At 37.3% G+C, this 14158-nt stretch carries 11 protein-coding genes; 9 read left to right on the top strand and 2 right to left on the bottom strand.

All coding sequences use genetic code 11. The annotated features are described in order from the left end of the window. Positions 1-68 precede the first annotated feature (68 nt). The 9 genes from secA (at position 69) to ACUL40_RS18060 (ending at position 11610) form a co-directional block, all read left to right on the top strand. Positions 69-2576 (top strand): preprotein translocase subunit SecA, encoded by a 2508-nt coding sequence (gene secA, locus ACUL40_RS18100; protein ID WP_000579385.1) that lies wholly within the window; start codon positions 69-71, stop codon positions 2574-2576. A gap of 144 nt (positions 2577-2720) precedes the next feature. Next, a protein-coding gene (gene prfB / locus ACUL40_RS18095; protein ID WP_096001716.1) for a peptide chain release factor 2 occupies positions 2721-3819 on the top strand; the annotation gives its coding sequence in 2 pieces (ribosomal slippage) (positions 2721-2792 and positions 2794-3819; 1098 coding nt in all). 439 nt (positions 3820-4258) lie between these two features. Continuing rightward, positions 4259-4582, top strand: a complete 324-nt coding sequence (gene cccB / locus ACUL40_RS18090; protein WP_000727971.1) for a cytochrome c551 — start codon at positions 4259-4261, stop codon at positions 4580-4582. 285 nt (positions 4583-4867) lie between these two features. Further along, a complete protein-coding gene (gene ftsE, locus ACUL40_RS18085; RefSeq protein ID WP_000594321.1) occupies positions 4868-5554 on the top strand; it encodes a cell division ATP-binding protein FtsE in 687 nt (228 codons plus the stop codon). Beyond that, positions 5544-6437 (top strand): permease-like cell division protein FtsX, encoded by an 894-nt coding sequence (gene ftsX / locus ACUL40_RS18080; protein WP_000645027.1) that lies wholly within the window; start codon positions 5544-5546, stop codon positions 6435-6437. The genes ftsE and ftsX overlap by 11 nt, the downstream gene beginning before the upstream one ends. 118 nt (positions 6438-6555) lie before the next feature. Next, the gene (locus ACUL40_RS18075) at positions 6556-7992 is read left to right on the top strand and encodes a S41 family peptidase (RefSeq protein ID WP_000830313.1); all 1437 of its coding nucleotides are present in this window, start codon (positions 6556-6558) and stop codon (positions 7990-7992) included. A gap of 109 nt (positions 7993-8101) precedes the next feature. After that, positions 8102-9286 (top strand): PDZ domain-containing protein, encoded by a 1185-nt coding sequence (locus ACUL40_RS18070; protein ID WP_000388606.1) that lies wholly within the window; start codon positions 8102-8104, stop codon positions 9284-9286. Between the two features lie 231 nt (positions 9287-9517). Further along, entirely contained in the window at positions 9518-11233 is a 1716-nt protein-coding gene (locus ACUL40_RS18065) for an ABC transporter ATP-binding protein (RefSeq protein WP_000944620.1), read from the top strand. Between the two features lie 65 nt (positions 11234-11298). Next, a complete protein-coding gene (locus tag ACUL40_RS18060; protein WP_000637521.1) occupies positions 11299-11610 on the top strand; it encodes a YbjQ family protein in 312 nt (103 codons plus the stop codon). A 100-nt stretch (positions 11611-11710) separates the two neighbouring features. On the opposite strand, the gene abc-f is transcribed toward ACUL40_RS18060, so the two are convergent. After that, positions 11711-13345: a ribosomal protection-like ABC-F family protein gene (abc-f, locus tag ACUL40_RS18055; protein ID WP_445422793.1), complete on the bottom strand. Its 1635-nt coding sequence runs from the start codon at positions 13343-13345 to the stop codon at positions 11711-11713. Positions 13346-13610: 265 nt separating this feature from the next. Next, positions 13611-14156 (bottom strand): flavodoxin family protein, encoded by a 546-nt coding sequence (locus ACUL40_RS18050; RefSeq protein WP_065212329.1) that lies wholly within the window; start codon positions 14154-14156, stop codon positions 13611-13613. Between the last annotated feature and the right edge of the window lie 2 nt (positions 14157-14158).

The raw sequence follows: 14158 nt of genomic DNA, 5'->3' as shown, positions 1-14158 counted from the left end.
TGATTGTAATAGAGAAAAAGAAAAACAATCGGAAGTTTTATTTTAATAAAAAGAGGAGCGTATTTCCTATGATCGGTATTTTAAAAAAGGTGTTTGATGTAAATCAACGCCAAATTAAACGTATGCAAAAGACAGTTGAGCAAATTGATGCATTAGAGTCATCTATTAAGCCACTAACTGATGAACAATTAAAAGGAAAGACGCTTGAATTTAAAGAACGTCTAACAAAAGGTGAAACAGTAGATGATTTACTACCTGAAGCTTTTGCAGTTGTTCGCGAAGCGGCAACTCGTGTTCTTGGAATGCGTCCATATGGCGTACAGTTAATGGGTGGTATTGCCTTACATGAAGGGAATATTTCTGAGATGAAAACGGGTGAAGGTAAAACGTTAACATCTACATTACCTGTATATTTAAATGCTTTAACAGGAAAAGGTGTTCACGTTGTTACAGTCAATGAATATTTAGCACAACGTGATGCGAGCGAAATGGGACAACTTCATGAGTTCCTTGGCTTAACGGTAGGAATTAACTTAAATAGTATGTCACGCGAAGAGAAACAAGAGGCTTATGCTGCTGATATTACGTATAGCACAAATAATGAGCTTGGATTCGATTACTTACGTGATAACATGGTTTTATATAAAGAGCAATGCGTTCAACGTCCACTTCACTTTGCTATTATCGATGAAGTCGATTCTATTTTAGTCGATGAAGCACGTACGCCGCTTATTATTTCAGGACAAGCTCAAAAATCAACAGAGCTATACATGTTTGCAAATGCATTTGTTCGTACGTTAGAAAATGAAAAAGATTATTCATTTGATGTGAAAACGAAAAATGTAATGCTAACAGAAGATGGTATTACGAAAGCAGAGAAAGCTTTCCATATTGAAAACTTATTCGATTTAAAACATGTAGCACTTCTTCACCATATTAATCAGGGGCTTCGTGCACACGTTGTTATGCATCGTGATACAGATTATGTTGTACAAGAAGGCGAAATCGTAATTGTAGACCAATTCACTGGTCGTCTTATGAAAGGTCGTCGTTATAGCGAAGGATTACACCAAGCGATTGAAGCAAAAGAAGGTGTAGAAATTCAAAATGAAAGCATGACGCTTGCAACAATTACATTCCAGAACTACTTCCGTATGTATGAAAAATTATCTGGTATGACTGGTACAGCGAAAACAGAGGAAGAGGAATTCCGTAACATTTACAATATGAACGTTATTGTAATTCCGACAAACAAACCGATTATTCGTGATGATCGTGCCGATTTAATCTTTAAATCAATGGAAGGTAAGTTCAATGCTGTTGTTGAGGATATTGTAAATCGTCATAAAAAAGGACAACCTGTTCTTGTAGGTACAGTTGCAATTGAAACTTCAGAGCTTATTTCAAAAATGTTAACGCGTAAAGGTGTACGTCATAACATCTTAAATGCGAAAAACCATGCTCGTGAAGCAGATATCATTGCAGAGGCTGGTATTAAAGGTGCTGTAACAATCGCGACGAACATGGCAGGTCGTGGTACAGATATTAAGCTTGGAGACGATGTGAAAAACGTTGGTTTAGCAGTTATCGGTACAGAGCGTCACGAAAGTCGTCGTATTGATAATCAGTTACGTGGTCGTGCTGGTCGTCAAGGGGACCCTGGTGTTACGCAGTTCTACTTATCGATGGAAGATGAATTAATGCGCCGATTTGGTTCAGATAATATGAAAGCAATGATGGACCGCCTTGGTATGGATGATTCTCAGCCGATTGAAAGTAAAATGGTTTCTCGTGCGGTAGAATCTGCACAAAAACGTGTTGAAGGAAATAACTATGATGCACGTAAGCAGTTACTGCAATATGATGATGTACTTCGTCAGCAACGTGAAGTTATTTACAAACAGCGTCAAGAGGTAATGGAGTCTGACAACTTACGCGGCATCATTGAAGGTATGATGAAATCTACAGTAGAACGTGCTGTTGCTCTTCATACACAAGAGGAAATTGAAGAAGATTGGAACATTAAAGGTCTTGTTGACTACTTAAATACAAACCTTCTTCAAGACGGAGATGTAAAAGAAGAAGAATTACGTCGCCTTGCTCCTGAGGAAATGAGCGAGCCAATTATTGCGAAATTAATTGAGCGATACAATGAAAAAGAAAAGCTTATGCCAGAAGAGCAAATGCGTGAGTTTGAGAAGGTTGTTGTATTCCGCGTTGTAGATACGAAATGGACAGAGCATATTGATGCGATGGATCACCTTCGTGAAGGTATTCATTTACGTGCTTACGGTCAAATCGATCCACTTCGTGAGTACCAAATGGAAGGGTTCGCGATGTTCGAGTCAATGGTTGCTTCTATTGAAGAGGAAATTTCTCGTTACATTATGAAAGCTGAAATTGAACAAAACTTAGAACGTCAAGAAGTTGTTCAAGGTGAAGCTGTTCATCCTTCTAGCGATGGCGAAGAAGCAAAGAAAAAGCCAGTTGTAAAAGGTGACCAAGTGGGCCGCAACGATTTATGTAAATGTGGTAGTGGTAAAAAATATAAAAACTGCTGTGGTATCGTTCAGTAATATAGGACTGTAGCTTTGGCTGTTTTGCAAACTTTTATATCAAAAATGTATAATTAAGAAGGATTAAACTCTCTCCGTAATAAGTGGAGAGAGTTTCCCTTGTTTTCATACGAAAGTAACAGCAATTACATAGAGGTGAAGGAAATGGAATTAGTAGAAATTAGACAGGAATTAGAGAAAATGGCTAAGCGATTAGCGGCTTTTAGGGGGTCTCTTTGACCTCCCTACTAAGGAGAAACAAATTGCAGAATTAGAAGAGAAAATGATGGGCGCAGGATTTTGGGATGACCAACAAGGAGCACAAGCTGTAATTAATGAAGCGAATGCGTTAAAAGATATGGTTGGAAAGTTCCGTCAGTTAGATGAGACGTTCGAAAATTTAGAAATCACGCATGAGCTTTTAAAAGAAGAGTATGATGAAGATTTACATGAGGAATTAGAATCAGAAGTAAAAGGCTTAATTCAAGAAATGAATGAGTATGAGCTTCAGTTACTATTAAGTGATCCTTATGATAAAAATAATGCGATTTTAGAATTACATCCAGGTGCAGGTGGAACTGAGTCACAAGACTGGGGTTCTATGCTATTACGTATGTACACACGCTGGGCTGAAAAACGCGGATTCAAAGTAGAAACGGTTGACTATTTACCAGGTGATGAAGCTGGTATTAAGAGTGTAACTTTATTAATTAAAGGTCATAACGCTTACGGTTACTTAAAAGCAGAGAAAGGTGTACATCGTCTTGTACGTATTTCACCATTCGATTCTTCAGGGCGTCGTCATACATCATTCGTATCTTGTGAAGTTGTACCAGAGTTCAATGATGAAGTTGAAATCGAAGTACGTACAGAAGATTTGAAAATTGATACGTACCGAGCAAGTGGAGCTGGTGGACAGCACGTAAATACGACAGATTCAGCAGTTCGTATTACACATACACCGACAAATACGGTTGTAACATGTCAGTCGGAGCGTTCTCAAATTAAAAACCGTGAGCATGCGATGAAAATGTTAAAAGCGAAATTATATCAAAAGAAACTAGAAGAGCAACAAGCAGAATTAGATGAAATTCGCGGAGAGCAAAAAGAAATCGGATGGGGTAGCCAAATCCGTTCTTACGTATTCCACCCGTATTCTCTTGTAAAAGACCATCGTACAAATACGGAGGTTGGTAACGTACAAGCTGTTATGGATGGAGAGATTGATCCATTTATTGATGCTTACTTACGTTCTCGCATCTAATAAGCGAAAAAAAGCCAACGAAATTGTTGGCGCATGCTGAGGACAATAGAGGATATAAAGAATTTGATTTTATTTTTATAGATGAAGTAAAGAGGAAGAGAAGTTGGAAACGACAACTTCTCTTTTTGATGGGATTATATGTAGATTACAATGCTGTATATTGTTTTGTAAAAAGTAGAGAATAGTAAAATAGATCGGTAATATGGTAAAGATTTATATAGAACTTTCTAATTTTCCTTTTAAAAAGGATGCTTTATAGGAGTTTTTTTAGTTGTTCACAGAATTGAAACAACTTATGAAAGCATTATTTTATCAAGGTTCTCACTGTATTTTTGAGGAATATGAAATACACCTTAGTTTTTCTATATAAAGATAATGCTTATAATGAAAATGAGTGTGTTATGAATAAAAAGAATATCAACAATGGGGAGCGATAGAAGTGAAAAAGAAATTGTTGGCTATTGCGTTAGGGACATCGGTTGTTTTTGCTTTAGGAGCATGCGGAAATAAAGAAGAGAGTAAGTCTTCGAAACAGTCTGCAAGCACAGACAGCGCAGAACAAATTTTCCAAAGAAGTTGTGCGGGATGTCACGCAACAGATTTATCAGGGGCAACTGGACCTGATTTAAGAAAAGTAGGCGGTAAGTACGACGCTGCAGATATCGAAGAGATTATTAAAAAAGGCCGCGGTTCAATGTCACCAGGACTTATTCAAGGTGAAGATGCGAAAAAAGTGTCTGAATGGTTAGCTGAACATAAATAAAAAAGGTGAAATGGACGAGTTGATAATATAGTCAACTCGTTTTCCTTTTTTCTGGTATGTAACATAACTGTAACAAAAATGTATCCAAATTGGAAACCGTTTGATGTTACAATGGGGTTTGTAGAATTTTGCTGAAATATATTACATAGAGTGGTATTGCTTATGAGAAAGCATAAGTAAACTATCTTCAACAAGGATGACTAAATGAAAATGAAGGATGTCTTTTGTTTTCAGATGTACAGAAAAGTATTTCGAAAAAAATCATTAAGTATTGGGTGATAAATAATGATAAAAATGACGAATGTTTATAAGGAGTACCCGAATGGTATGAAAGCCATTGCTGGTCTTACAGTTAACATTAAACAAGGTGAATTCGTATACGTAGTTGGACCGAGTGGAGCCGGAAAATCTACATTTATTAAAATGATGTATCGTGAAGAGAAACCATCTACAGGATCTATTAATGTAAATGGACTTACTATCGAAACATTGGCAGAAAGAGATGTTCCGTATTTCCGTCGTCAATTAGGCGTGATTTTCCAAGATTTCAAATTGCTACCTAAATTAACGGTATATGAGAATGTTTCGTTTGCTTTAGAAGTAATTGAAGAAGAACCGGATGCAATTCGTGAGCGTGTAACAGAAGTTCTAGGTCTTGTAGGCCTTGAAGATCGTGCAGATGCACTTCCAAGTGAGCTTTCGGGCGGGGAGCAACAACGTGTGGCTATTGCAAGAGCAATTGTAAATAGACCAAAGGTTGTAATTGCCGATGAGCCAACAGGTAACTTAGATATTGAAACAGCTCTTGATATTATGAATATTTTTACTCGCATTAATGAGCGCGGCACAACGATTGTTATGGCGACGCATAATGCAGATATCGTAAATACAATCCGTCATCGTGTAATCGCGATTGAAGGCGGAAAAATTGTTCGAGATGAGATTGAGGGAGGATACGGATATGAAGGCTAAGACCCTTAGTCGACATTTGCGAGAAGGTGTAAAGAATCTATCACGTAACGGATGGATGACATTTGCTTCTGTTAGTGCAGTAACAGTTACATTATTACTTGTAGGTGTCTTTTTAACAGCGATTATGAATATGAACCATTTTGCGACGAAAGTAGAGCAAGATGTAGAGATTCGTGTACACATTGATCCAGCTGCAAAAGAAGCGGATCAAAAGAAATTAGAAGAAGATATGAGTAAGATTGCAAAAGTAGATTCTATTAAATATTCTTCTAAAGAAGAAGAGTTAAAACGTTTAATTAAAAGCTTAGGTGATAGTGGAAAAACGTTTGAGTTATTTGAACAAGATAACCCACTTAAAAACGTATTCGTTGTAAAAGCGAAAGAACCAACCGATACAGCGACAATCGCGAAGAAGGTTGAAAAAATGCAGTTTGTTAGTAATGTTCAGTACGGAAAAGGGCAAGTTGAACGATTATTTGATACTGTAAAAACTGGTCGTAACATTGGGATTGCGTTAATTGCTGGTCTTTTATTCACAGCGATGTTCTTAATCTCTAATACAATTAAAATTACAATTTATGCTCGTAGTACAGAAATTGAAATTATGAAACTTGTTGGTGCAACAAACTGGTTTATTCGTTGGCCATTCTTGCTAGAGGGATTATTCTTAGGAGTATTAGGATCAATTATTCCAATTGGCCTAATTCTAATTACGTATAATTCGTTGCAAGGTGTGTTTAATGAAAAACTTGGCGGAACAATTTTCGAGCTTCTACCATACAGTCCATTCGTATTCCAATTAGCTGGTTTACTAGTGTTAATCGGTGCTTTAATCGGTATGTGGGGAAGTGTAATGTCAATTCGTCGCTTCTTAAAAGTATAAAAAGTTGCAAACATAATTCGTACAAGCTTATCATATAGTAGAAATAGGTAAAGGCATCACACACTGTGTGATGCCTTTTGCTACACCACCTGTGTGTTTTGGAAAGGGGAATTCCGCATTGAAACGTAGAGTTGCAATTATTGGAATGGTTGTTGCATTTTTAATTGGTGCTGGCGGAATGTTTGCAGGCATGTCTGTATTTGGGGTTAACCCATCAGAAGTAACGCAAACAATTTCGAGTGGGAATGCTAGCACTGCGCAAGGGAATTTGGCAAAAATTAATGAGGCGTATGCACTAATTGATTCACGTTATGTGGAAGACGTGAAAGATGAAAAGTTAGTTGAAGGTGCAATACAAGGTATGTTGTCTACGCTGAAGGACCCTTATTCCACGTATATGGATAAAGAAACAGCCAAACAGTTTAGTGAATCGCTTGATCCCGAATTAGAGGGGATTGGGGCTGAGGTGAACAAGACGGACGGTAAGCTTATTATCGTATCGCCAATTAAAGGTTCACCAGCAGAAAAGATAGGAATTAAACCGAATGACCAAATTTTATCTGTAGATGGAAACAGTGTGAAAGACTTATCACGTGAAGAAGCAGTATTAAAAATTCGTGGTAAAAAGGGAACGACTGTCGCAATTGAAATTAAACGTGCGGGAGTAACTGATCCGATTGTATTTAAAATTAAGCGTGAAAAGATTCCGATCTTTACAGTGTTTAGTTCTGTGAAGCAAGAGAGCGGAAAAGATATCGGTTATATGCAAATCACTTCTTTTGCTGAAAATACAGCGAAAGAATTTAAGGATCAGTTAAAAGAGTTAGAGAAGAAAAATATAAAAGGCTTAGTTATTGACGTGCGTGGTAATCCTGGTGGCTACTTAAATAGTGTAGAAGATATACTAGGGGAAATTATGACGAATAAAAAGCCGATGCTACAAGTAGAGCAGCGAAATGGTGAGAAGAAGAAATTCTCTACGGAACTGAAAGAGAGAAAACCATATCCAATTTCAGTATTAATTGATAATGGAAGTGCTTCTGCTTCAGAGATTTTAGCAGGTGCGTTAAAAGAAGGAGAAGGATACGATTTAATTGGTGAAAAGACATTTGGTAAAGGTACTGTCCAGCAAGCTGTTCCATTTAAAGACGGCAGCAACATTAAATTAACGATGTTTAAATGGTTAACACCGGATGGGAACTGGATTCATAAAAAAGGAATCGCGCCAACAGTAGAAGTGAAGCAACCAAATTATTATCATGCGACACCAATTCAAATTGAAAAAACACTTTCATACAATTCAAATGATGTACAAGTAAAACATGCTCAGGAAATGCTTAAGAGCTTAGGTTATGTACCAGGTCGTGAAGATGGATACTTTAGTAAAGAGACAGAATCGGCTCTGAAAGCATTCCAAAATGCAAATGAAATGGAAGCGACAGGACAGCTTGATAAAAAGACAGCTGAAGCGATTCAAACTAAAATTATCGAAAAAATCCGTTCTGGAGAAAATGATCTACAATTACAGTCAGCATTAAAATTAATGGCAAAATAAGAAGAAATACAGGCAGTTTGCTGCCTGTATTTTTTTGTGTTAAACAAACGTTTGTTTAGTTATGATAATATAAAAAGAAAGAATGATATAAATGGTGGTGAATGGGTTCATGGAGGCATGGATTTTTGAAATAATGCGGGCAGTTGGACGTTTTTTCTTACACCCTGCTGTCTATATATTTGTAATAAGTAGTATCTTCGTTGGATACTTACGTATGTTAAGAGAACGAAAAGATTTTTCTTTTAAAGTTTATGATATTTGGTTTGAACTGCGAACCTCTCTATTTGCAGGGATTGGATACGGATTAGTAGTATCTATTATTACGATTGGGCTTGGACTTGTTGTTTCTAAAGCAAGCTTATGGGCCATTTTAATTTGGACGTTACTATTTGGATTAACGGCTATGTATCGATATTTATCGGCGGCTTATACATTTAGCATTGCGATTGTATGTGTTCTATTATCTTCTAAGCTACCAGTTTCCTTTTTACAGCTTCGAGAAGGTGAAGAGAGTACCATTGTATCCCTTGTTATTTTACTAGGCGTTATGCTTATTGTAGAAGGCTTATTGATTTCTAAAAACGCAGTAGGATATTCGACGCCGAGGATTAGGCAGGGGAAGCGTGGATTAAAGATTGGTTTACACGAATCAAAGCGTTTATGGATCGTTCCTATTTTTATTCTTGTACCGGGTGATGCGGTAACGCAGTTTATTTCATGGTGGCCTGTCGTTTCAATAGGTTCAAATACATATTCTCTATTCCTCGTTCCATTTTTAATTGGATTTATGAGAAATATTAAAAGTTATGAGCCGACGGAAGCTTTATTATTTACAGGAAGACGTGTTTATGGGTTAGCAGGACTTGTGCTCGTTTTAGGAATCGCAAGTTACTGGTGGCACGTACTTGCAATTATCGCGATGGGAGTCGCTATGCTTGGGCGTTTCACAATTTCGATGCAAGAAAAAATTGCCGATGAAACAAGACCAGCGTATTTTGCTGCACGCAATGATGGGCTCGTTGTACTAGATACAATTCCAAATACAATTGGAGCAGAGCTGAAATTACTGCCTGGAGAAATTATTACGAAAGTAAATGGAGTCATTCCAAAAAGCGCCGAGGAATTTTATGATGCGCTTCAAACGAAGACGACAGGAGCATTTTGTAAATTAGAAGTATTAGATACAAATGGTGAGCTTCGTCTTGCACAAACTGCATTATATGCTGGTGGACATCACGAATTAGGTATTGTATTCGTTGAACAGGAGCATGAGTGGGATTCGGAAGCGATGTAATAGAAGGAATGGTATCACCTTGTGGTGGTACCTTTTTTGTTTTTGGGGATGGGAGAGTAGTTAGTAAATGAAGTTTATATCAGCGCAACTCGAAATATATCGACTTTCCAGCAAAAAACGACAACTATCGCAAAGCTTATTTTCAGTTTCATAGACGGATAACTTGAATAATTATTTGATAATGGTTATCATTTAGGGAGTCTTTTTAATTTTGGAAAATGGAGGTAAGATATGCTGCGTAAATTTTTCTCGTACTATAAACCGTATAAAGGTTTATTTATACTCGACTTTTCTTGTGCGGTTGTCGCAGGATTATTAGAACTCGGCTTCCCGCTTATCGTAAATCAATTTATTGATAAGTTATTGCCAGGGCAAAACTGGACGCTTATTTTATGGGCTTGTTTCGGTTTACTCGCAGTTTATATGTTAAATGCAGGCTTACAATATGTCGTTACATATTGGGGACATATGCTTGGTGTTAACATTGAAACAGATATGAGGCAGAAATTATTTGATCATATTCAAAAGCTATCATTCAGATTTTTTGATAATAATAAAACAGGTCATTTAATTTCACGCCTTACAAACGATTTAATGGAAATTGGGGAAATTGCTCACCATGGACCAGAAGATTTATTTATCGCCGTAATGACTTTAGTTGGGGCATTCTCATTTATGATGATGATCAACTGGAAGTTAGCGTTATTAACGTTCTTCGTCATTCCATTCCTATTATGGTTAGCGCTGTACTTCAATAAAAAAATGACAGGTACATTTAGACGTTTATTCTCAGATGTTGCTGATTTCAATGCATGTATTGAGAACAACGTTGGTGGTATTCGCGTTGTACAAGCATTCGGAAATGAAAAGTTTGAGAAAGAGCAATTTGCTGTGAACAACGCTCGTTTCCGTACAACGAAATTAATGGCGTATAAAATTATGGCGTTAAATTCGTCGATTAGTTATATGCTCATGCGTCTCGTAACGCTCTTCGTCTTAATATGTGGTACATGGTTTGTTCTGCAAGGAGAATTAACGTACGGTGGATTTATCGGATTCGTTCTATTAACGAATATTTTCTTCCGCCCAATTGAAAAAATTAACGCGGTAATCGAAAGCTATCCGAAAGGAATCGCCGGTTTTAAAAGATATGTAGAGCTTCTTGAAACAGAGCCTGACATTGTAGACTCTAAAGATGCAATGGAAGTGAAGCATGTACACGGTGATATTCAATATAACAACATTACGTTTGGATATGAAAACAAAGAACCGATTTTAAATGACATTAGTTTGAAAATACATGCAGGTGAAACAGTTGCGTTCGTTGGACCATCAGGAGCTGGGAAAACGACGTTATGTAGCCTATTACCACGTTTTTACGAGCAATCATCTGGATCGATTCAAATTGATGGAATTGATACGAAAGATATGACATTATCTTCACTTCGTAAGCAAATTGGAATTGTGCAGCAAGATGTGTTCTTATTCTCAGGAACAATTCGTGAAAATATCGCTTACGGAAATTTAAAAGCATCAGAAGCTGAAATTTGGCAGGCAGTAAAACGTGCGCAGTTAGAAGATTTAATTTACTCACAGCCGGACGGTTTAGATACTGTTATCGGTGAGCGCGGCGTGAAACTTTCAGGTGGGCAAAAGCAGCGTCTAGCGATTGCTCGTATGTTCTTGAAAAACCCGCCAATTTTAATATTGGATGAAGCAACTTCTGCGTTAGATACAGAGACGGAACTTGCGATTCAAAAATCGCTTGCGGAGCTATCTGTTGGTCGTACAACATTAGTTATCGCTCACAGACTAGCAACGATTAAAAATGCAGATCGCATCGTCGTTGTAAATAAAGATGGTATTGCAGAACAAGGTTCACATAATGAATTAATTGAGCAAGGCGGAGGATACAGTAGGTTATACGAAGCTCAGTTTAGTTCGTAAATATAATTTGTACTGAATTAGTGCACCATAAGTAGGTAAAAATCTCATATGGGAGGCTGTACAGTATGATTGTAACAACAACTTCTACAATTCAAGGGAAAGAGATTATTGATTATGTCGATATCGTGAATGGAGAAGCGATTATGGGTGCAAATATCGTTCGTGATCTTTTCGCTTCTGTCCGTGATGTTGTCGGTGGTCGCTCAGGCGCTTACGAAAGCAAATTGAAAGAAGCACGTGACATCGCAATGGAAGAGATGAAAACTCTTGCAAGACAAAAAAATGCGAATGCCATCGTTGGTATCGACGTAGATTACGAAGTAGTTCGCGAAGGGATGCTAATGGTTGCTGTGAGCGGGACTGCTGTCCGTATCTAAAGTGAGAAGCCGTGCTGATGCACGGCTTTTTGTATGCTATGTCGAAGATTCAATATTTCTTGGGAAATGCGGAAGGTCCCGTCGATATATAGGGAAGACATTAGAGTGCTTCTTTACATTTCCGGATTTTAACTAATAATGTTTCGTATTCTTGTTCGAGAGATGAGATATCATTGTGATGATTTGGTATGGAAATTCGGCCGATGACTTCTGTTAATTTTGTTTGTAATCGTAACAACTCTTGCTCAGTAACGTTTACAGAATCTCCGGTGGTTCTTTTTGTGTATTGCTCGTAATTACCGTGGAATACTCTAGGTTCATTCTCATCTACTTGTAGAATATGGTCTGCAACAGAGCGAATAAAGGCACGGTCATGGCTAATGAAAAGTATTGTGCCAGGATATTCTTGTAACATGGTTTCTAATTCTTCTTGCGTTGCTAAGTCTAAATAGTTTGTCGGTTCATCTAGCAGAAGCATATTATAGTTTCCTAAAAATACTTTTGCGAGTGCAACCTTCATTCGTTCACCCCCGCTTAGAACGTGCACAGGTTTATGAACATCCTCACGGCGGAATAGAAGTCGTGCAAGTATTGTGCGAACGAATGCTTCTGTATAGTTTGTTTCTTCTAGAACATTTTCTAAAATGGTTTTATCTGTTTTTAAAATAGATAATGTTTGTTCGAAGTATCCAATTTTACAACTTTTCGATAGCTGCATGCCACGCTCGTTTGTGAGAAGCATGTTGAACAAAGTGGTTTTGCCGCTTCCATTTGCCCCTAAAACGGCAAGCTTTGCACCAGGAGCAATAGTTCCATTCATATTTTTAAATAGTATACGGTCGCCTATTTTCTTTGTTGCTTTATTGAATTGTACTGCCACCTTACTATGAATGGGTGTATGGTATTGCACGTCAAATTGAGCTTGAGAAAGATCCTTTGGCTTTTCCTTCTTTTCTAGTTTTTCGAGACGTGTCTCTAATGCTTTCGCTGCTTTACTAACCTGTTCTTGGCCATGAGCCCCACTTAACCTATAAAGTCTAGATTCAGATGAACTGAACCGTGTTGGGATTTTTTTCATGTTAGAAGCACGTTGCTTTCTTTGTAGAATGGACTGTTCTAAACGATTTTTTTCTTGTATATATTGCTCATATTCTGCTTGTTTTTGTATTCGTTCACGTTCTTTTTGTTTTCGATAGTTTGAATAATTACCTTTGTACTCTTGAATAATACCGTTTTCAATTTCAATAATTTTGGTACATATATTATCTAGAAATTCACGGTCATGCGATATTAAAACAAGTGCCCCTTTATAAGATGAAAGTGCCTTTTCTAATTGCTCTGTACCGACCATATCTAAGTGGCTTGTTGGTTCATCAGCGAATAAAATGCCTGCATTTTGTTCGAGAGCATGCGCAATCTTTAGTCGCATTCGTTCACCGCCACTCATTGCGTCGGTAACGTTTGAAATACTCCATTTTCCTTTTGCGAGAGAAGAAGTGGTTTCCGGTAGTTCTTCGCTGAGCTGAGGAATGATGGCGATAGAACTATGATGAGTTACTATGCCTCTGTCAGCTTCTATTTCTTTACTTAATATTTGCAATAACGTAGATTTACCAGCTCCGTTGACTCCGACAATTCCTATGCGATCCTGTGCTTGAATTTCCAGTGATGGTAATGTAAATAGTGTGCGATCACCAAAGCTCTTTTCAATATTACGTGCGAATAAAATAGTCATAAAAAAACCTCCCTAGTTTCACTAGAGAGGATAAACGTCGCCCTTGTATGTAAAAAATCGTACATAAATAAACGATTTTTTACATGATCGTTTCGAAAGAAAGTATCGACAAATGGACAGACTAATCCCCTGCTAGTTTTCATCATTTTTGTTCACTATTTGTGATGGATGAAATAAATAAGAGAATTAGAACTTCATTGGTCAAAGTACCTTCCTTTCATAATATTACTTTTATTGTATGCGCATACAAAAGGGTTTGTCAAACTTATTTCTGTTCGCTATTTTTGAATTTATTATTATACAATTGTGCTTTTGCTAGCGCCTCAGCATCGTTTTTAATTTCATCCAGTCCATTCGCATCTCCAATAACATAACCTTCAAATGAAGAACCAACAAAATCAAAGATATATTGGAATTGAGCAATAAGCGGTAATGCTTTTAGCTTTGGATTATCCCCGCCAACGATGACAACATACATTTTTTTGCCTTTCATTTTTTCTTTGAAATGAAGAGATGTATCGCGTAAGCTTTGTGACCAGCGATCAACAAAGTTTTTCATATGTCCACTCATTCCGTACCAATATAATGGTGTAGCAAAGATAATCGTGTCGTGCTCTAGCATGCGTTTCGTTAACTGCTCGTAGTCATCATTTACAGGTTGGAATCCTTCTGCATCATGACGCTTATCTGTAATAGGATAGACTGTGTGATCACGTAAATAAATTTGTTCTGTTTCAATTCCATCAATCATCATATGTGTTAAAGCTTCCGTATTTCCGTTTTGTCTTGAACTGCCATGTATAACAAACATGT

The sequence above is a fragment of the Bacillus sp. KNSH39 genome (assembly GCF_052656585.1).
Note: the sequence above shows the minus strand (reverse complement) of the source record. Positions and strands in the feature narration are given on the sequence as shown.